The following is a 19,869-nucleotide window of genomic DNA, read 5'->3' on the forward strand; positions in this document are numbered from 1 at the left end:
GCGAACGCCGCGTCAGAATTTGAGAAGTGGCGATATGTCGTAGAGGCTGCAGCCGGGGCTTCTCGCATTTGCGCGCATCAGGAAGTTCAGCTTTTCAATGCGCTCGCCCGAGCGGGGCGCACCGTTCTTCTGGAATGGGACCTGCAGGCCGACGGAGAAATCCATCACGACATCATCGACCACTCCGCCGGAGCGTCCGGACGGCACGGCGATCATCCCGTGCTCCTCGGCGAAGCGGTAAGCATCCATTGCTTCCGTGACCGTGCCGACCTGATTTGGCTTGAGGACAAAACCGTCCACGGCCCGCGTCTCATGAGCCCGTCGAAGCAGCGCCAGGTTGGTCACCGTCAGGTCATCACCCAGGACGATGGTGCGGTCCAATGCCCGAACAGCCTTGCTGTAGCCCGCCCAATCATTTTCATCGAGCAGGTCCTCGATGAAAACCAGGTTGAATTTCTCGGTCAGCGACTTCGCATACGCAATCAGATCGTCCGATGAAACCCGCTTGCCTTTCAGGAGGTAAGTGCCGGTTTCCCGGTCGAACATCTCGCTTGAGGCACAATCGAGCGCGAAGGCGATCCGGCCGGCCAGTCCGCATTGGTCGATGGCCTTCTGCATAAGCCCGAGCACCACCTCAGGGTCGTCCGAGGGTGCCGCATAGCCGTAGGAGCTCGCTACCTGCGGCTTATGCCCCAGATGATCCTTCAATATGTCGGCAAGCTTCTCGAAAACGCTCACTGCCATTTCGATCGAATAGTCGACGCTGTCAGTGCCATAGGGGACGATCAGGAATTCGTTGAACGCCTGAGTGAACCCATCGTACCGCCCGCCATTGATCACGTTGAAACAGGGCACAGGCACGGTCTTGATCCCGCTGCCGGCAATGTGATCGTAAAGCGGTATCCGGCGCGCATCGGCCGCCGCACGGAAAGCGGCGATGGACACCGAGTAAATGGTATTGCCGCCGAGATTCCTCTTGTCCGGAGTACCATCGAGCGCGATCATCTTCTCATCGATGGCGCGCTGGTCGAATACGTTCATTCCGATCAGCGCGGGACCGATGAGGTTCACCGCATTGTCGACCGCCTTATGGACGCTCAGTCCCTTGTAGGTCCTGGGGTCGCCGTCGCGCAGGACAAATGCTTCATACATGCCCACGGAAGTACCGGTCGGCGCAGCGCCCCGGCCGATTGCCCCGCTTTCGGTGTGTATCTCCACCTCGACGGCAGGGCGGCATTTGCAGTCGATGATCTGCTGTGCCCGGATGGATGTGATCCTGTCTTCCATCTTACGCACCCTTCAGTTCAGGAACGTAGACGATATTCAGGTCGCACAGATTGGTGCCCGTATTGCCGGTGAAGACCGTCGAGCCGACGGCGTTGAGCGCCTCGAAGCAGCTGTGCTCGCGCAGCGCTTGATAGAGGCTGATCCCCTTGTCTGCCGCGCTCCGGAAGCTGGTGGAATCGGTGATGCCGCCGGCGACTTTGGCGGTGCCGTCGGTGCCTTCGCTGTCAATCGACAGCAGGCAGGCGCCTTTGGTCTTGGCAGCGGTAATGGCAAAACTCACAGCCATTTCCTGGCCGGGGCCGCCGTGCCCCCTGATCACGCTATTATCCAGGATCTGCGTCGTCACTTCGCCCGAGCTGAGAAGCACACAGGGCGCTTTGACCGGATTGCCATAGGTCTGGATCTCGCGCGCCATCGAGGCAAAGAAGGTGCCGGCATCGCGACTTTCGCCTTCGAGGAAGGACGATACGATGATCGCCGGAATGCCCATCTCTTCGCAGACTTCCTTGGCGTAGATGCAGGAATCCGGCAGCGTGTTGAGCAGGAAGTAGGTGTTGTCGGGGAATACTTTGGGCGTTTCCTTTTCGGGGCCTGCATTCATCAAGTAATCGACGACGCTTTTGGGCAGGCGATCCGCCACATCGAAGTTGACAATGGTGGCGCGCGCATCGTCCAGGGTCGTCGCATCGGGGCCGATCGGCGTGCTCTTGTAGGCGGCATAGGGGACAGCAATGTCGCCCGTGGCCGGGGAACCGACGGCGTCGCTAATGCCGAAACCGATGAGTTCGGCGCCGACATCCTGAATACGCTTTGCCAGCATTCCACCGTTCAGCGCCGAGATATGACGGCGGACCGCATTGATTTCGTAAATTCCCGCGCCGGATTTCAGAAGAACATCGGTGGTATCGATCTCGTCCTGCAGGGAGATGCCCTCGATCGGGCAAGACATGAGCGCCGAGCTGCCACCGCTGATCACAGCGATGAAGAGATCGTCGGGGCCAGCCTGATCGACGATCTCGATAATCTTCCTCGATGCCCGGTGTCCTTCCTCATTCGGCAGAGGATGGCCTCCGACAAACACCTCGGTTTTGTTGAACCGATCCGTTTCCTCGTGGATCTTCACGATGGCGATGCCGCGCGTTAGATAATCGCCCAGCACATGATCGACCGCCATCGCCATATGATTGCAGGCCTTGCCGGCACCGAAGAGGTAGACGTTGCGCTTCCGGGACAAGTCCCATGACCGGGTGCCGATTTGAAGGACGCTGCCTTCCATGCGCATGATGCTTCTGATCCGCCGATAGCTGTCCAGCCTGTCAAGCGTGCGGTCGGCTATCTCGATCACGACTCGTCTGGAGGCTATGTCGCCTTGCGACAGGATTTCCTCTGAATTGCGTATTTTCTTCATTGTGCGGAACCCGACTTGATTGAGCCATTGCGGACGAGCGGCCCCACAAACGGACCGCAACGCTCGACCGCGATCCGAACGGTCTCGTCCGGGTCGCGCTGCCACCAGTCGAGTTCGGAGAAGATCTCCAGCTCGAAGGGTCCCTCATAGCCGATGTCATCGAGCCAGCCACGGATGCGCGGGATGTCGATGACGCCATCGCCGACCATGCCGCGGTCGCGCAGATTTCTCGTCGGCACCAGCCAATCGCAGAGATGGAACGTGTTGATCCGGTCTTTCCCGGCGCGCCGCAGTTCGCGTTCGAATGCCGGATCCCACCAGCAGTGATAGACATCCGCGACGAGGCTGGTGGCATCGGTGCCGAACTCGTCGATCATGTCATTCACATCGGTGATGAGATTCATGGCGCTGCGGTCGCCGCAATACATCGGATGCAACGGCTCAAGTCCGAGCTTAACGCCCGAGGACGCAGCATAGGGCGCCAGCTCGGCAAGTGCATCGTGGATGCGGCGGCGCTGCGCGCCAAGATCCTTGTCGCCCTTGGGAAGACCGCCCATGACCATGACGACACAGGGCGCGCCAATAGCGGCCGCCTGGTCGATGATACGGCGGTTTTCCTCGATCGTCTTCCTGTAGAGGGCCGGGTCACTTTCGTTGACCCAGGCGCTGGTGCATAGCGACGCAACCCACATCCCCGCGTCGCGGAGATGTTTGACGGTCGCCTCGACGCCATAGTCATCCAAAAAATTGCGCCAGACCGCAATTCCGCTTACGCCATGGCGGGAATAGCCCTCGATCGCCTGAGGCATCGACCATTTCGGTGTGGTGATCTGATTGATGGCGAAGCGGGTAAGATCGTATTGCGTCATCACGCAGCCTCCCCGGCTCGGCGCACCTGCGTCGCCGTTATGTCGATGGTGATACCGTCGGCGGCGAAAACGACGCCGTGATGCTCCGCTGCGAAAGCGGGGGTAATCTTCCCATTCCAGAGGTCGTCGCGGATGAGATCGAGCGATCGCTTAAGTGGATTGCCATAACCGCCACCGCCGGCCTGTTCGTGCCGAACCACCACGTTGCGTCCGATCGTCCGGGTGATCTTTGCCGGCAGCCTGGTATTCTCGCCCTCGGGATCGAGGATATTGACACACGGCGCCGCCGGTTTGCCGCCGAACAGGCCATAGGGCGGATGATCGTGGCGGTCGGCGCGGATCTGCAGGACCGCTTCCTCGGCCAGAAGGCGATATTGCCGAATAAGACCGAGACCGCCGCGATACTCTCCTGCTCCGCAGGAATTCGGGCGCAGGCTGTATTCGTCCATCATCATGGGATAGCGGACTTCGAGTGTTTCGACCGGCAGGTTCGACATGTTCTGCGAGGGGTTGGTCACGCCCTCGACGCCATCCTTGTTCCAACGGCCGCCCCAGGCGCCGTTGATCATGTCGACCAGAACGAAGGGTTCGCGCGTCGTCTTGTCCCAGCCGCCGAAAGCCAGCACCGTGTTGCCGCCTTCGCCGGCGGCCATGATCTTGCGCGGCGCGATTTGCGAGAGAGCACCGAGGACGGTATCAACGACGCGATATCCCGTGAGAGCACGGGCCGCCACCGCAGCCGGCATCAAGGGATTGAGAATGGATCCCTCCGGCGCCGAAATCGTGATGCAACGGTAGACGCCTGCATTGTTGGGCACTTCCTCGTCGAGCGCGCAGCGGACCGAAAGATAGGTCGCCGATTTGACGAAGGAGAGCGTCGAATTGATCGCCCCCTTGACCTGGGGAGAGGAGCCGGCGAAATCGACGTTCAGATGATCGCCACTCACCGTCAGCTTCACCCTTATCGGGATAGCATCGGTCGAGAACCCGTCACCGTCGATGAAGTCCTCGAAGAAATAATCCCCATCCGGCCATGCCCGGATTGCCGCCCTTGTAAGCTGCTCGCCATAATCGATCAGATCGTCGAAATAGCCATCGAGCTCGTCGGCGCCGTAACGCTCGATTAGACGCAGAAGCTCGCGTTCACCGAGGTTGCAAGTCGCAAATTGTGCTTCGAGGTCGCCGAGAACGAGCTCGGGCAGGCGCACATTCTTGGTAATGATACGCATGAGCGTATCGTTGAGAACGCCCTTATCGTAGAGCTTCATAGGGGCTATCCGGAGCCCCTCCTGGAAGATCTCTGTGGAGTCGGCGGCGTTGGATCCGGGCACGCGTCCGCCGACATCGCAGTGATGCGCGATCACGACCGAGAAGCCCCGCAGCGTATCCCGGTGAAAGATCGGCCTGATCATGAAGATGTCAGGCAGATGCATTCCGCCTTCATAGGGATCGTTGAAGATGATCATGTCGCCCGGCGCCATATCGTCGGCGTAGCGCGCCATGATAACCGCCATGGCATCCGGCACGGCACCGAGGTGAAGCGCAACGGTCTTGGCTTGCGACAGGATGCGGCCTTGGCGGTCGCAAAGCGTGACGGAATAATCGAGAACGTCGCGCACGATCGGCGAGCGTGCCGTGCGCATCACGGCAAAGGCCATGTCGTCGACAATCGTATCGAGCGCGTTCTTGATGACGGCAAAAGTGATGGGATCGTTGTGTTTCTGAGCCATGAAGCGGTTCCTTCTGAGGGACTCAAGAGAGCGTTGCTACGACATTGCCGAACGCATCGAGATCGGCTTTCGCGCGCGGCGGGATGACGATGGTTGTGTCTGGGCTCTGGATGATGAGCGGGCCGCTGACGCCGCCTTTGAAAGTGCTGCGCTGATAGATCGGCGTGTCGATCCAGCCATCGGTCCGCGAAAAGTAGATCCTGCGAGTCGCCACTTCAGCTACGGCGTCATCCGGCGCATGTGGCTTGAAGGTCAGGCGATTGCCGGTGTTGCCGCTCGCATTGAGACGGATGTTGACGATTTCCACGCCGTCATCGGACGCATAGCCATAGATCGCCCTATAGGCATCCCGGAACGCAGCCCGAAGCGAATCGCGATGCGCATCCGTAACGGTTTCCGGCAAGGCGATCGGCAGTTCGAAATCCTGGCCTTTGAAACGGAGGTCGGCCTCGAAGCCGCACTCGACCTGAGCTTCGCTGTAGCCCTCCTCCCTGAGGGAGGTGATCGCTTCGGCGCGCATGTCCCGGAGGAGTTCGTTGACCCGCGCAACCGGCAACTGGTCCAGCATGCCGTTGAGACTGCGCAGGAAATAGCGTTCGACCTTGGCGGCCAGCATGCCCGTCGCGGTGAAGACGCCCGGCGACTTCGGAAAAATCACGCGGGAGATGCCGAGGGTCCTCGCAAGATCGCAGGCGTGAACCGGACCGGAGCCGCCAAAGGCCAGGATTGCAAAATCACGCGGATCGACACCACGTTCGACCGTGACCGCCTTGATCGTACGAGCCATGTTGATATTCACGACTTCGCGAATGCCAAACGCGGCGTCTTCGACGGAAAGCTTCAGAGGGTCGGCGAGATCACGCTTGATCGCGGCCCGAGCGCCATCGACGTCAAGCTTCATCGTACCGCCGGCCAATGCCGGGGGCAGGAAACCGAGGACCACATTCGCATCCGTGACCGTGGCCGCGGTTCCGCCAATTCCATAGCAAACCGGCCCGGGGTCGGCGCCGGCCGAGATCGGCCCCACATGCAGCAGTCCGCCCTCGTCGATGCGGGCGATGGAGCCTGCGCCGCTGCCGACTTCGGCGACATCCACCGTCGGGACGCGCATCAGATAGCCGCCTGCCTTGATAAAGCGGCTGGGCGTCGAAATGCCGGCGCGAAACTCGTATTCATTGGCCCGCGAGAGCTCGCCTTTATGAATGAGCGATGCCGAGGCTGTCGTTCCCCCCATATCGAAGACGACGAGATCCTTTTCGGCCATCACCTCGCCCAGCCGGCCGGCGCCGACCACGCCGGCGGAGCGGCCGGAGGAAATGAAGAAAACGGGCTTTTCCTGCGCCATTTTCGCGCTCGAAAGGCCGCCATTCGAATTGCTGATCAGGAGCGGAGCGGATACGCCGATTTCACGAAGGCCATTCTCGAGCCGTTCGAAATAGGCCCGCAGCGACGGCAGAACATAGGCGTTTACCGCCGTCGTGGAGGTCCGCTCATATTCGCGAATTTCGGGCAGAACGGAGACCGAAGCCGTGACCCACATATCGGGGAAATTGGCGCGCATGATCTCCAGCGCCCGGGTCTCGTTCTCGGGATTGCGGTAGGAATTGATGAAGCAGATCGCGACGGATTCGACGCCTTCACTTTCGAAGAACCGACCGATTTCGATAATCTCGCTCTCGTTGAGCGGCTTTAAGATGCGTCCGTCTGCGGTCGAGCGCTCATCGACCTCCATGCGATAGCGGCGGGCGATCAGCGGAACGGCCTTCTCCCAGCTCAGGTCGAACATGGTCGGTGTGCGGACGCGGCCGATCTCCAGGACGTCCCGAAAGCCCTTGGTGGTGATCAACCCGGTCTTGGCACCGACCTTCTGCAGAAGCGTGTTCGAACCGACCGTGGTGCCGTGGACGACCTCCACGACCCTGTCGACGTTCAATCCCGCCGACGCGGCAATCTGGCGGATGCCTGTCAGAACCGCTTCCTCGGGTTTTGCAGGGGTCGACGGCACTTTGGTGAAAAAGGTCTCTCCGCCATCACCGAAAAGAACCAAGTCGGTGAAGGTACCGCCGATGTCCACGCCTATGCGTGCATTGTTCATTGCTGTCTCCTGCGTTCTCGCGCCTTGAGGCGATTGGGAGCGATTGGACATGCGAGGTCGTTCGCCAGCAGCCGTGCCGCTGCTACCGATTGACTGGCCGATCGCCATTCGCTATAGAACTATTTAGTTTATTAAGGAGACAGCTAGCCCGTTTTAAGAGGCCAGTCAATGGCCAATTGCGGGGTTGACGCAGAAAATTGCTCATCAATATCAATGGCTTGATTGCCCCGCTCCGTCGGCGCGGGAACGCGGATTTATGCGATTTGCGAAGTGGGTCTCTTTGGGCTACGAAAGGTCCTTGCCCCGCGGCAGGTGTGAACGAGTACGCAACGGCGATTGTTCAGTTCGGGCCAGTCAGAATATCGAGCGGATATCAGAATGCACATGCCAGCAAACGAAGCGCCCAAGAAAAAGAGAATCCGCAATCCACTCGTGACCAGGCAGCGAATTATCGATACTGCCATCGACGAGTTCACGGAGCGCGGCTTTGATGGCGCCCGCATCGATGCGATCGCAGAGCAATCGCAAACCAACAAGAGCCTGATCTATAAGTATTTCAACAGCAAGGAAGAGCTTTATATCGCCAGCCTCTCGGACACCTACGAGAAGCTCAGGGCGTCACAGCACGAAATCGAGCTCGATGATCTCGATCCGATCGAGTCGATGCGAAGGCTTACCGAGTCGACATTTGACACCTTCGCCAAGAATCCCCGGATCGTGCGCATGCTGACCCATGAGAATGTGCAAAACGCGCGCTTCCTGAAGCAGGCGGTGAGCATCAAGTCGCTCTATACCCCATTGCTAAACAAACTGGACGAGATCATTCGCAAGGGACAGGATAAGGGGCTGTTTCGGTCGAACATTGATCTGAAGCATCTCTATATTTCGATCTCGGCGCTGGGTTATTTTTACTTCTCGAACATCCACACGCTCTCGATCGTGCTCGAGGAAGACCTAAGCAGTGACCAGACCATTGCGCGTCAGCGTGAGCAGGCGGTTGAAATGGTGCTTTCCTACCTTCGAAAATAGCGCGTCCGAAACAACACGCCGGATACTCCCGTCGGTAGACGGAAATATCCGGCGCACGGATGGATCTGACGAGCGGGCTCAGCCCAGCAGGCCGACTTGAGGCCCCCATGTGTCGGAAAGCGCGAACCCCTTCGCAATAGGATCGTCTTCGGACAGGCGTAGAATCTGGCTCCCATAGACGAAACCCTGCCCGGAAATCCGCGGCACGACGGCCTTCTTCCCGCCAATCTCTGTCTCGCCGATCGCTTCGACACGGAATTCACCGCCGATGATCGAGCGGGAAATCCGCGTCTCACCAACGGAAACCAGTCCACGAGCGTGCAGGGTTGCGAGGTTGGCAGAACTGCCCGTGCCGCAGGGCGATCGGTCGACGCGGCCCGGCTTGAGCGTTGTGCATGTACGAATTGCGCCGTCCGGCTCACGACTGCGGAACATGACGTAGGCGATCTCATCGATCCCTGGCAGCGTCGGATGCTTGACACTCACCTGCTCGGCCAACAATGCCTTGAGCTCGATACCGGCCTCCGCTAGTGCGCGCGCGTTTTCGGGCGCAATGGTCAAGCCGATCTGCTCCACATCGACCAGGCCGTAATAGACGCCCCCAAACGAAATATCGACTTTGATACGCCCCCATTTCGGCGTGTCGATTTCCTGATCCAGCTTTTCGGCAAAGCTCGGGACATTATCGATGCTGACCGACACGCATCGGCCCTTCTCGCACCTTGCTCTTGCGGTGATGAGCCCCGCGGGCGTGTCGAGCCTGACAATGGTCTCCGGCTCCACCATCGACACACGACCGCTTTCAAGAAGCGCGGTGACGACACATATGCTGTTGCTCCCCGACATCGGATGGGCGCGATCGGCCTGGAGCACGATAAAGCCGGCATCGGCGTCCGGACGGGTTGGCGGGAAGAGAAGATTGACCGTCATTGCGACATTGGCGCGGGGCTCGAATGTCACGAAACGGCGAAGGCTGTCATCCACCGTGTTGATGTAATTCATTTTATCGAGCATGGTCGCCCCGGGAATATCCGGCGCGCCCGCGACCAGGACATTTCCAATCTCCCCCTGGCAATGAACCAGGAGGAGTTCAAGTTTCCGATCAAATTTCATTTCTGCCTCTCTGCTGTGGGCGAACGTCGTCCGCCCCTTTTGGTATGGTCGGGCTGGTGCTGGCGCATGCGGTCCCACAAGCCGCGCGGTTCCGAAACGGCAAGCGCCGAGCAACTGGTCGAGTTCATGGGCTCGGCGAACATGTCAGTAGTCGCCATAGGGCAAATAAGAGCGCCGCTCGACATCGGGGAAGCGTTCGCCCGTGCGAACGAATTTGGTGTGTTCCCGGATGGGCTCCGGATAATGCTCCCATTCCCGCGCTTTGCCCTTCTGCATCGCCTGGTTCACGAACTGACGGACGCGTTGGCTACGCATGACGTCCTCGCGCAAGCGGCCGAGGTCCCATGTCTGTCGGACTATGTCCATGAGCGGGGCAACATCGGCTTGCCTTGAAGGCTCGTCCGCCAGATTGCGCATTTCGCAGGGATCGACAGACAAGTCATAGAACTGCGTCGGATAGGCTTCGGACACGACAATCTTCTGCGCCCCGCGCCTCAGCATGACGCGCGGCGCTTTCGTGCCGCCATCGATATGTTCGGCCATGGCGATGCGACCCGGCTGGTCCCGGTCGAGCAACGGCAGCAGGCTGCTTCCCTCATGTTCGGTGATGATGGCCTCGGTCGAGCCAGTCGCGATGTCCACGAATGTCGGCAGAAGATCGATCAGCGACACTGGCGCCGAGATCCGCGAAAGCTGTTTGGCGCCCGGACGGAAGATGATCAGGGGCACCCGGATCGCCGGTTCGAACAGGTTCTTCTTGAACCAAAGCCCACGCTCGCCGATCATATCGCCATGGTCGGACGTGAAGATGATCACGGTGTCGTCGGCCATGCCGGCATCATCAAGCGTCTGACGCAGCTCGCCGAGCTTGCGGTCGACATAGCTGATCATGCCGTAGTAGCCCCGCCGCGCCCGGCGATAGACCTCGTCCGTCACATCGAATTTGTCGAGGCTGTAGTGGAAGTAAAGGGATCGGCTGTGGGGGTCCATATCCTCCAGCGCGATCTTCGGCGTTCGCGGCAGATCGATAGCCTCGTCCGAATAGAGGTCCCAGAATTCCCTCGTGATGACATAGGGGTCGTGCGGCTGGGTAAAGGAAACCGTCATGAACAGCGGACGGCCATCGCCATATCGCCGCCAGTCGTAAATATGTTGGGTGGCCCGCCGCGCCACCTCGTCATCGTAGTCGATCTGCTGTGAGCGCGCGAGCGGCGCCGCGTCGGCAATGGTTTCGACGCTGGAAACCCCGAACGGCACCTTACCCTTCGCGACCGTCTCCTCGTCCTCAAGCTCGTCGTAGGTTTTTGGCGGCACCCAACTGAAATCGGCGGGATAGATTTCCGTGGTCAGGCGGTCTTCATAGCCGTGATGCTGGTCTGGCCCAACGAAATGCATCTTCCCCGAAATGCAGGTGTAGTAGCCGGCGTCGCGCAGGTAATGCGCAATGGTCGGAACCGCGGCGGGGAACTCGGCGGCATTATCGTATGCACCGATCCGCGATGGTAGCCTTCCGCTCATCAGCGCAAAACGCGAAGGCGCACAAAGCGGATAGTTGCAATAGGCGTTCTCGAACACCGAGCCCTGCGCGGCAAGCGCGTCAAGGTTGGGCGTCCTGCAGACGGTATTGCCATAGGTGGAGAGCGCGATCGCCGTCAATTGATCGCACATCACCAGGAGGATGTTCGGTTTCATGCTGGCTGCGCTCCTTCGTATCTCCTCAATGCCCCAGAATCTGGCTGAGAAAGGCTTTCGAACGCTCGTGCTTCGGATTGTCGAAGAACTCGGAGGGCGACGCCTCTTCGACGATGCTGCCCTTATCCATGAAGACCACGCGGTCCGCGACCTTGCGGGCAAAGCCCATTTCGTGCGTGACGCACAGCATGGTCATGCCGCCTTGGGCGAGTTCGGCCATCACGTCGAGCACTTCGGAAATCATCTCAGGATCGAGTGCCGATGTCGGCTCATCGAACAACATGATCTCCGGCTTCATGCAGAGCGCCCGCGCAATCGCGACACGTTGCTGCTGGCCACCGGACAATTCGCCCGGATAGGCGCCGGCCTTTTGCGGAATCTTGACCCGCTCGAGATAGGTCATCGCCTGCGCTTCCGCCGTCTTGCGGTCCTGCTTGCGGACCAGCATGGGTGCAAGGATGCAGTTCTCGAGCACAGTCAGGTGGGGAAACAGGTTGAAGTGCTGGAAGACCATGCCGACCTCGCGGCGGATCTCATTGATGTTCTCGATATCGTCGTTCAATTCGGTGCCGAGAACACGGATGGTACCGGACTGATGATCCTCCAGCTTGTTCAAGCACCGGATCAAGGTCGACTTGCCGGAACCGGAAGGCCCGCAGATGACGATCTTCTCCCCCCTCGCCACTTTGAGGTTCACATCGAAAAGCACTTGGTAGCTTCCATAGGATTTCCCAAGATTGACGACCTCAACGGCCGTCGACGGCTGCTTGCTGTTCATATTTGCTCCCTTTCTCTGCTTGATGGCGAGGTGTGGAGTCGCCAGCTCCATGATTTCGGTTCGTCACTTCAGCCCTTCCGTCTCGACCCACTTTGCGGCGGCGTCGAGCGTTCTCGAAAAGGCGTCCAGAAGCACATCGAGCTGTTCGTCCGTCGTGATCAGCGGCGGACAGAAAGCGATGGTGTCGTAGATGCTTCTAATGATCAGCCCGTGCTCGTGGGCACGTCGGAAAACGTAAGCGCCGAGATCGCCGCGGCGCTCAAAAGCTGCCTTTGTGTGCTTGTCGGCGACCAGCTCGACACCGCTGACAAGGCCGGCTCCGCGAACATCCCCTACCAACGGGTGAGAGGAGAATTGCCGTAACCCGGCCTGCAGCCGCTCGCCGAGATCGCGCGCATGGGCGACAAGGCCGCGCTCCTCGATGATGGCAATATTTTCCAGCGCGACCGCCGTGGCGACGGGATGTCCCGTCGTCGTGAAGCCGTGGGCGAAAGTGCCAATCTTGCCGCTGTTTTCGACAAGCACCTCGTTCAGCGCATCGGAGATTACGATTGCCGCCAGTGGCTGGTAGGAGGACGTCAATTGTTTGGACAGCACCATTATATCCGGCTGGAAGCCATAATATTCCGAACCGAACATGGTTCCGAGGCGACCGAAAGCCGTGATAATCTCATCAGCGACGAGGAGGATGTCGTAACGCCGGCAGAGGTCTTGGACGTAGCTCCAATAACCTGCCGGTGCGGGAATGACCCCACCGGCAGCGATCAGAGGTTCGCCGATGAAAGCGGCGATCGTCTCCGGCCCCTCGGCGAGGATCGTATCCTCGAGTTGCCGCGCCAACCGCGCGGAGAACTCCATTTCGGTTTCGCCGGGAAGCCCGAAGCGATAAAAGTAAGGCGCGGTGAGATGCCGAACGGGTATCGCAGGGAGATCGAAATCCCGGTGGCTTGCCGGTAGGCCCGTCAGGCTCGCGGAGGCCACCGTCGATCCGTGATAGCCATGCTGGCGCGCCAGGAATTTCTTTTTCTGGGGCCGCCCGAGAGCATTGTTGATGTACCAGACCATCTTGACGACGGTGTCGTTCGCTTCGGAGCCGGAATTGGTGAAATGGACATGGTTGAGATTGCCCGGGGCAAGCTCCGCAAGCTTTGACGCCAGTTCGATGGCAGGCGCATGCGCCTTGTGTGTGAAGCTGTGGTAGTAGGGCAATTTCTCCAATTGCCGTGTCGCAGCATGAACCAGCCGCTTCTCGCCAAATCCCAGACCGGCACTCCAAAGCCCCGACATGGCTTCGATGTATCTGCGCCCCTGATCGTCGAACACGTAGATGCCTTCGCCCCGCTCGATCACGAAAGGCCCGACGTCCTGATGGCGGGCCAGATTGGTGAACGGATGCAGGTGGGACGCGAGGTCCTTGTCCTTGATCGAATTTGAAAGGCTCATCATATCCTCATTTTTGCCGAACTTTCGAGCGGCTTCGGACGAGTACGGGGTGAGACCGGCGGTTCGTCAAACGGCCGTCGGCATCGTGCCGACGAATACGAGGCGGATCACGCCTCGAAACTGGCTACACGCAACGTCGCACGAGATTCTCCAGAAGCCGCGAGACGTTGTTGTCGTATCCGTTCGCGGGCAGGCTTCCGCAGAACATGATCGACCCGGTTGAAAACACGAAGTTTCCCCCTTTCATCGGCAGGAAACAAAGATCTGCTCTGATCTGCTCCGCTTGCCATTCGCGCGTATGGACGTCCGGGTTCCAGATCCTTTCCGGCACACAACTATATTCGGCCGAGTGTCCCTCGGACGATGCGAGCACGACGGTTTCGACCGGTGTGCCGAGGGAGGGATCAACGCAGTCCAGTTCGAAGCCCGCCGCGCCGCCGCCGGAAAAACCGAAGTCGCCGATAATCTCCTCCTCGATGCCCTCGAACAGCCAGGCGAAGTTCGGAGTGCGCGAGGCAGCGGTGCGGCGATAGTACGAGGCGTCGAACGGACCCTGTGCCGACATTCCGATGCCGACGAGCCTCTGGGGCGGCCGGTCGTTCTTCAGCCAGAGGCCGCCATAGTGCCCGTCGAAGGCATGGTAAAATTCTCCGGTCTCGGCTTGCCACATTCTGACGCCGCTTTCGCAGCGGCGCATTTCGATCGCGCCGGGAAACGCCGCGCTCGTTGCGACGCGCCAATAGAAGCCGTTGCCGCCGAGATAGCCGAAATTGCCGCCATCCCGGATGAAATCCTGGATCGCGTCGAGCGAGCGGCCGGTATGGTATTCCGGATGGCTCACCGTCAGCACCAGATCGTAACCGGCCAGTGCTGCGACGCCCTCCGCGTCGAGATCGTGATCCGTCACCACGTCGACCGCGATGTCTTTTGCCGCGCACCACGCAATGAGGTGCATATCGGCCGGAAAATGCCGCAGCCCCGATCCTTTGTCGTCCAGATAGGCGAAGAAGCCGGGCCGCATCAAAAGCTGTGGCCGCAGGGCTGAACTGAACATCACCCCACTATCGTCGGGATGCACGTCATAGAGCGAACGCCCGAACTGGGGAAATTGGGCCGGATGATGCGGATAGCCGCCCCAGGCCTCGCGCCGAGCGATATAGGCCGGGCCGTAATTCGTCCTCGGATAGTTGCAATAGGCTTGGTAGGTGAATGTAGAAAAGAGAACGGCGATCTTCGCATTTTTGCCGCCAGCAGCGGGACGGACAAAAAACGGAATGATGTCTTCAGCCCCTTCGCAGCGGAGCCTTATCCCGTAGACGCCGCTTTGGAGATCAGAGGGAATATCGAAGCGGAAATCTGTTTCCCAGCCGCAATCATGCAGGTCGTCTTCATGGAAATGAATGGCGGCATATTCGTCCGGCGCATGCCGCCAGCACATCTCCGCGCCGGTCCACCGCGATCCTCGCACTGCACGGGCGGGCAGATTTACCAGCTTGCCGTCGAGCGATTTCGGCCCCCGATCCCGGATCGTGTCGGTGGGGATGCCCTGCGCGAAATCCCAGGAGGCGAGGACCGCGCCGTCATCCGCCGGAAGCGGCCCGAGGGCGTCCGGCAAATGAAGACCACGGGTGATCGCAGGGTTTTCGAGCCGCCCATTGAAGAAGTGCGCCATAAAGGAGGCGTCATCCCCTCTCCTCCGGGCCGCGAGCGACAGCTCGGCGAATATCCCGTCATTGTCGGGCCGGGCCACAGAGGCATGAGCAATCCGCTCTCCCGTGGCGACCACATAAAAGGCCAGCCTGACGTCGGCAGCCGTCAAACCGAGCCGTAATTCATACCAGACGCCGAGTTCGAGCCGACAGGCGACGGGTGTAACAGTGCCGTCGAAATCGACGGTCGGACCATCCGCTTCGATGCTGACGGAAACCGCTCGACCATTGGCGGCCTTCAGCGAAAGCATCGTTTGCGGGCGATCCTTCTCCAGCCGCGGCTGGAACCGGATCGAGACCGTGGCGCCGCGAATATCGTCCAGCCCGGCAAGCGGTATCAGGGCGTAGGAGCCCGGGTAAGCGGATTTCTCAACGGAGGGATATGTTCCCTCGAAGGCTGCGGGTACAGGACGTGCATCCATGCCCGGCCCTTTTGGGTTCGGATCCGCCGAATAGAGGCGGACCAGATCGGCCCGATAATCGCAGCGGAAGCTGCTCGAAACCTTGACCTCAATGGTATCGCCAGCCCGCGCCGAATATCTGTCCGTATAGCCGATCAGCATCGCGCGTGCTCCATGCTCCTATGCGCCATCAACGCGACGATGTCTTGAGCGATCGCTCCAGATAGGCGCCATATCGCGAGAGCGAGAAAGTGAAGGTGAAGTAAATCAGCGCGACGAAGAAATAGACCTCCGCATAGAACGTGTTCCAGCCGCCCGCCGAAAAGGATGCATTGCCCGATGCCGTGACCTCGAAGAAGCCGAGGATAACGATGAGCGACGTTTCCATGAACGCGATAACGACTTGGTTGATCGTCGGCGGCAATGCAAGACGGAATGCCTGCGGCAGGATAATCCGCGAGATTGTCTGCCAATAGTTCAGGCCAAGCGCGACGGCTGCTTCCTCCTGGCCCGCCGGCAGGGACTGAATGCCGCTCCGGATGATTTCCGCCTGATAGACAGCAAAGAAAACCGCTGCGCCGAGAATGACCCGGTAAAGCTTATCCCCAACCAGGAAGCTCGGCAGCGCAAAGGGAAGGATAATGGCAGCCGTGAAAAGAATGGACAGCAGCGGCAGCGAGCGCACGCCATCGATGAAGAGTGCGGTTACCGACGAAATCACCGGCAATTTCGATCTGCGGAGCAATGCCAGGATGATTGCCAGCGGCATGCCGATCACGACGGTGGAAGAGAAGACGAATGTCGTGAGCGCCAGGCCACCCCACTGCGTCTCAAGGACGACCGGCAAGCCGAGGATCCCGCCCCTCATCAAATAATAGAAGGTGCCGTATCCAACGAGCCAGATGACAGGCAGCAGCTTTGCCGACCAGAACAGGGGAATACAGGAGAGAATGACGGTTGCCAGGATAGCAAGACAAGCCAAGGCAGAGCGCCATTGCTCCTCATATGGGTAGAGACCGAACAGGATGAGACGATAGCGGTCGGTGACAACAGCCCAACATGCGCCGCTGGCCTTGTGGCAGTCCTCGGGCGTTCCAGTCCAAACGGAATGAAGGAAGGCCCAACTGACGAATGACCAGACCAAAATTCCAACCAGCGTCAGGCAAACGAGTGTCACCAAGGCTTGGCCCGGTGTCGAAAAATAGTCGCGTCGAAGGTCGGCAATCCACCTGCCCGACGGTGTTGACGACAGATCGATGGCGGTCAATGTGGTTTCCGCTTTCATTTCTAACGCCCCGGCAGTGCGATTGCACGATTGATGGTGTTCATGACAAAGGCGATGGACATGTTGATTGCCCAGAACCCGATGATGAGCAGGAAGATCAGCGTCAGGGTCTGCCCGGAGTGATTGATCGAATTGGCGATGACACCGAAGTAATCCGAGAAGCCGATCGCTATGCCGATCGTTGTGGCTTTCATCAGCCAGATGATCTGGTTGGTCATGGTCGGCAGTATTTTGCGGATCATCAGAGGCAGCCGGATGCGCCAGAAAATATGCCAGTTGCGCAGGCCAAGGGCCTGCCCGGCTTCCGTCAGTCCGATTGGAATTGCCAGAAAGCCGGCACGGACGATTTCCGCGACATAGGATGCGCCAAACAGCGAAATGGCAACGATGGCGGCGCTGAGCTCCGGTACCATCATGACACCTCCCGCAAGACGAAGTCCCTGGACGTGCGGTACATCGACCAACGGCAAACCGTCGAGCCGGCCGAAGATTATGGCAACGGCGGCACAAGCCACGCCGCCTGCAAGCCAAAGAAAAGCGGCTGAACGTGCCGAACGCCGGAGGGAGCGGACAGTCAGCATGAGTCCAGCCGCCAAAGCAGCCGCCGCGAAGACCACATGCCAGGGCTCCACGTTCAGCCAGGGGAAGGAAATGCCGCGATTGGCAATATAAATACCGCCGGGCAAAGCGATCGCCGAACGGGGCGAAGGCAGATGGGTGATCAGGGAATACCAGAAAAATGCCTGCAATATCAGCGGAATATTCCGGAAGACCTGAACATAGGACGCTGCTATCAAATTGACGAGCTTATGCCTGGACAGGCGCGCCGTGCCGATGATCGTGCCGAGTATCACCGCCAGGGAAACGGAAATGACGCCCAGAAAAATCGTATTGACGAAACCGACCAGAAGCGCCCGCGCGAACGTCGAGTTGATGTCGTAATCAATCAGGCTGAAGGAGATGGTCGATCCCGTGGTATAGTTCAGGAAGTCCCATCCCATGGAGACCCCCTGCACCTGCAGGTTATGCCGCGTCGTCACGACACCCACAATCACGATTGCAGCGATTGTCGTGACAAATGCTAGCTGCAAGGCGACATTGCGGTATCTGCGGTTTCCGATCAATGTGGTCATCACTGCGATCCCCCCAAGGGCATGTTGGGATTTTGTCATAGGCCTATGTCCCGCCGACCTTGGCCGGCGGGACATTCGTGCGATCAGTCGAGAACCGGAGCGAAGAACACGCCGCCCTTGTTCCAGGGCGAGTTCAAAGCGCGCGGCAACTTGTAGCGGGATTCCGTGCCGAAGTTGCGGTTGTACATTTCCTCGGCATTGCCGAGCTTCTGGATGACATTGTAGGCCCAGTCATCCTTGAGGCCGAGACGGGTGCCGATGCCAGGCGTGGCGCCGAGCAGTTTGCCGACGACCGTATTCGGAGGATTGGCCTTCATCTGGTCGACATTGGTGCTGTTGACGCCGTTTTCTTCGGCGATGCGCTGAACGGCGATGACCCAGTTGACGAGGTCCACCCAAGAGTCATCCCCCTGGCGCATCACGACAGCTTCCGGCTCCAGCGAAATGGAATCGGACAGAATGACGTGATTGTCAGGGTCGGCCGAAGTCGCACGGGTGGCGGCGACGATAGGACCCCATTCGGCATAGGAGTCGCAACGGTTTGCAAAATACGCCGCCGCTGCCTCTGTGTTCTTTTCGAACGTTACGATTTTGACGTCGTATTTGTTCTGCTTGATGTAGTCGCTGATGAGCTTTTCCGTGCTCGTGCCGCCAGCGAGACATACGGTCCCACCCTGCAGGTCAGCCATCGACTTTGCGTTCAGGTCCTTGTGGGCCAGGAACGTTGTGACGCCAATGAAGTAGGGCATGCTGAATTGAAGGCCAAGTTCGGTGTCGCGGCTCATCAACCAGCCGCTCGCCTTGATGACGAGATCGAGATCGCCGGACTGAAGCGCCGGAAAGCGCTGGGCCCAGCTCACGGGGATGAGTTTGAGTTTGTCATCAGAACCAAAGATCGCGGTCGCGACAGCGCGGCAATAATCGATATCCAGGCCATGCCATTTGCCTTGGGCATCGACTTCCGCGAAGCCTTCGAAGTTGCCATCGCTCGACGTGCAATTGACATAGCCGCGCCCCTGAACGGCCTTCAACGTATCGCCAGGGGCTGCAGCAGCGATCTGAGTACCCGCTGCGGTCAATGACGCCAAGGCGACGGCTAGTTTCAAGATATTCTTCATTACCTTCAGTCCTCTGTTGGATGTGACCCTGATTTTCAGTTGCCCGGGACGCGTCGCGGGGGCTTAAGCCCGTAAGCGACCCATTCATTCAGTTCGAACCGTGGGATGGCACGGTCGAACGAAAGTCGTCAGCTTTAAGAAAGTGGCCACACGGCTCGTCTGCGACGCAAAAACAAGGTCATCACAGAGCTAAAGAAAGCGTCGCCTTTCGACTTTTGATCGACAGGCATTGGCAGCGGGAAACGCATTCCCCCAGTGCTCGATTTCATCGCCTCACCCTATTTTTAGCGCGCTAAGCGCAGTTCCCACCCGTTGGCATCTTCGGCCAATCAATTGTCGTTCTAATGTCGACTTTATAATTAGTCGTTCTAATGTCGACAAAGTCAAGCAAAAAGTTGAACCCGTCCTCGGTCTGCTGGATCTCGTTCAATTTCTGTCGGCTGCATGTCGACTGGATTATATTGTCGACTACCCGTCGACATAGTCAAGCCTTATTTTTGATTTTCGCCGCTGCGGCGCCGTTTTTCGACGCGCAGCCGCATCCAAACAGGCGAAGGCTTGGCCTCAGACCATAGCTTCCGCCGGCGGGACCCGAATAAAAGTTGGGTATGGGTGCAGCTTGCACGGGCGCAGCCCGATGTTCGACGAGCCCGTTAAATGGACGCAAAATACTGTCGACCTCGGAACGGCTGCAAAGGCGAGATCAAAGTGTTGCCCGAGCTACCGCAATGGTGCCCGGGCACCTTTTAGGCCGAGCTTGTCCTCGGCCTATTCGGTTA

14 protein-coding genes are annotated in these 19,869 nt (G+C 59.2%); 1 reads left to right on the top strand and 13 read right to left on the bottom strand.

The genetic code is table 11. The features are described 5' to 3' along the window. Positions 1–12: 12 nt before the first annotated feature. Genes eno through ACXHXG_RS13355 form a run of 5 tightly spaced genes read right to left on the bottom strand, consistent with a single transcriptional unit; the run spans position 13 to position 7,389 of the window. Complete coding sequence (eno, locus tag ACXHXG_RS13335) at positions 13–1,287, bottom strand: phosphopyruvate hydratase (RefSeq protein ID WP_457899561.1); 1,275 nt, start codon at positions 1,285–1,287, stop codon at positions 13–15. Between the two features lies 1 nt (position 1,288). Then, positions 1,289–2,695: a glycerate kinase type-2 family protein gene (locus ACXHXG_RS13340; protein ID WP_104826090.1), complete on the bottom strand. Its 1,407-nt coding sequence runs from the start codon at positions 2,693–2,695 to the stop codon at positions 1,289–1,291. Continuing rightward, positions 2,692–3,564: a sugar phosphate isomerase/epimerase family protein gene (locus tag ACXHXG_RS13345; RefSeq protein ID WP_260304658.1), complete on the bottom strand. Its 873-nt coding sequence runs from the start codon at positions 3,562–3,564 to the stop codon at positions 2,692–2,694. Before ACXHXG_RS13345 ends, ACXHXG_RS13340 begins: the two co-directional genes overlap by 4 nt. After that, on the bottom strand, positions 3,564–5,294 hold the full coding sequence (locus tag ACXHXG_RS13350; protein WP_457899562.1) for a hydantoinase B/oxoprolinase family protein: 1,731 nt from the start codon (positions 5,292–5,294) through the stop codon (positions 3,564–3,566). Before ACXHXG_RS13350 ends, ACXHXG_RS13345 begins: the two co-directional genes overlap by 1 nt. A 22-nt stretch (positions 5,295–5,316) precedes the next feature. Continuing rightward, complete coding sequence (locus tag ACXHXG_RS13355) at positions 5,317–7,389, bottom strand: hydantoinase/oxoprolinase family protein (RefSeq protein ID WP_457899563.1); 2,073 nt, start codon at positions 7,387–7,389, stop codon at positions 5,317–5,319. Between the two features lie 378 nt (positions 7,390–7,767). Between ACXHXG_RS13355 and ACXHXG_RS13360 the strand changes: the two genes are divergently transcribed. Then, positions 7,768–8,418, top strand: coding sequence for a TetR/AcrR family transcriptional regulator (locus tag ACXHXG_RS13360; RefSeq protein ID WP_457899564.1), 651 nt, complete (start codon positions 7,768–7,770; stop codon positions 8,416–8,418). Positions 8,419–8,496: 78 nt separating this feature from the next. Here the strand turns inward: ACXHXG_RS13360 and ACXHXG_RS13365 are convergent, their stop codons facing one another. The 8 genes from ACXHXG_RS13365 to ACXHXG_RS13400 form a co-directional block, all read right to left on the bottom strand. After that, positions 8,497–9,531: a proline racemase family protein gene (locus tag ACXHXG_RS13365; RefSeq protein WP_457899565.1), complete on the bottom strand. Its 1,035-nt coding sequence runs from the start codon at positions 9,529–9,531 to the stop codon at positions 8,497–8,499. Positions 9,532–9,675: 144 nt separating this feature from the next. Further along, positions 9,676–11,223 carry a choline-sulfatase gene (gene betC, locus ACXHXG_RS13370; protein WP_457899566.1) on the bottom strand — a complete coding sequence of 516 codons (1,548 nt, stop codon included), beginning with the start codon at positions 11,221–11,223 and terminating at the stop codon, positions 9,676–9,678. A 25-nt stretch (positions 11,224–11,248) separates the two neighbouring features. Beyond that, a complete protein-coding gene (locus tag ACXHXG_RS13375) occupies positions 11,249–12,001 on the bottom strand; it encodes an amino acid ABC transporter ATP-binding protein (protein WP_260304652.1) in 753 nt (250 codons plus the stop codon). 63 nt (positions 12,002–12,064) lie between these two features. Beyond that, positions 12,065–13,447 (bottom strand): aspartate aminotransferase family protein, encoded by a 1,383-nt coding sequence (locus ACXHXG_RS13380; protein ID WP_457899567.1) that lies wholly within the window; start codon positions 13,445–13,447, stop codon positions 12,065–12,067. A gap of 121 nt (positions 13,448–13,568) precedes the next feature. Next, positions 13,569–15,716 (bottom strand): N,N-dimethylformamidase beta subunit family domain-containing protein, encoded by a 2,148-nt coding sequence (locus ACXHXG_RS13385; protein WP_457899568.1) that lies wholly within the window; start codon positions 15,714–15,716, stop codon positions 13,569–13,571. 28 nt (positions 15,717–15,744) lie between these two features. Beyond that, positions 15,745–16,839, bottom strand: a complete 1,095-nt coding sequence (locus ACXHXG_RS13390; RefSeq protein WP_104826081.1) for an amino acid ABC transporter permease — start codon at positions 16,837–16,839, stop codon at positions 15,745–15,747. A gap of 2 nt (positions 16,840–16,841) precedes the next feature. Next, the gene (locus ACXHXG_RS13395; RefSeq protein WP_104826080.1) at positions 16,842–17,972 is read right to left on the bottom strand and encodes an ABC transporter permease subunit; all 1,131 of its coding nucleotides are present in this window, start codon (positions 17,970–17,972) and stop codon (positions 16,842–16,844) included. Between the two features lie 83 nt (positions 17,973–18,055). Next, entirely contained in the window at positions 18,056–19,090 is a 1,035-nt protein-coding gene (locus tag ACXHXG_RS13400) for an amino acid ABC transporter substrate-binding protein (RefSeq protein ID WP_260304648.1), read from the bottom strand. Positions 19,091–19,869: the final 779 nt, after the last annotated feature.

The sequence above is a fragment of the Rhizobium sp. LEGMi-198b genome, from assembly GCF_054114205.1.

Excerpts from the sequence above, each read along its gene's own strand:
- eno (WP_457899561.1), bottom strand. The coding sequence starts at position 1,287 with ATGGAAGACAGGATCACATCCATCCGGGCACAGCAGATCATCGACTGC.
- ACXHXG_RS13340 (WP_104826090.1), bottom strand. The coding sequence starts at position 2,695 with ATGAAGAAAATACGCAATTCAGAGGAAATCCTGTCGCAAGGCGACATA.
- ACXHXG_RS13345 (WP_260304658.1), bottom strand. The coding sequence starts at position 3,564 with ATGACGCAATACGATCTTACCCGCTTCGCCATCAATCAGATCACCACA.
- ACXHXG_RS13350 (WP_457899562.1), bottom strand. The coding sequence starts at position 5,294 with ATGGCTCAGAAACACAACGATCCCATCACTTTTGCCGTCATCAAGAAC.
- ACXHXG_RS13355 (WP_457899563.1), bottom strand. The coding sequence starts at position 7,389 with ATGAACAATGCACGCATAGGCGTGGACATCGGCGGTACCTTCACCGAC.
- ACXHXG_RS13360 (WP_457899564.1), top strand. The coding sequence starts at position 7,768 with ATGCACATGCCAGCAAACGAAGCGCCCAAGAAAAAGAGAATCCGCAAT.
- ACXHXG_RS13365 (WP_457899565.1), bottom strand. The coding sequence starts at position 9,531 with ATGAAATTTGATCGGAAACTTGAACTCCTCCTGGTTCATTGCCAGGGG.
- betC (WP_457899566.1), bottom strand. The coding sequence starts at position 11,223 with ATGAAACCGAACATCCTCCTGGTGATGTGCGATCAATTGACGGCGATC.
- ACXHXG_RS13375 (WP_260304652.1), bottom strand. The coding sequence starts at position 12,001 with ATGAACAGCAAGCAGCCGTCGACGGCCGTTGAGGTCGTCAATCTTGGG.
- ACXHXG_RS13380 (WP_457899567.1), bottom strand. The coding sequence starts at position 13,447 with ATGATGAGCCTTTCAAATTCGATCAAGGACAAGGACCTCGCGTCCCAC.
- ACXHXG_RS13385 (WP_457899568.1), bottom strand. The coding sequence starts at position 15,716 with ATGCTGATCGGCTATACGGACAGATATTCGGCGCGGGCTGGCGATACC.
- ACXHXG_RS13390 (WP_104826081.1), bottom strand. The coding sequence starts at position 16,839 with ATGAAAGCGGAAACCACATTGACCGCCATCGATCTGTCGTCAACACCG.
- ACXHXG_RS13395 (WP_104826080.1), bottom strand. The coding sequence starts at position 17,972 with ATGACCACATTGATCGGAAACCGCAGATACCGCAATGTCGCCTTGCAG.
- ACXHXG_RS13400 (WP_260304648.1), bottom strand. The coding sequence starts at position 19,090 with ATGAAGAATATCTTGAAACTAGCCGTCGCCTTGGCGTCATTGACCGCA.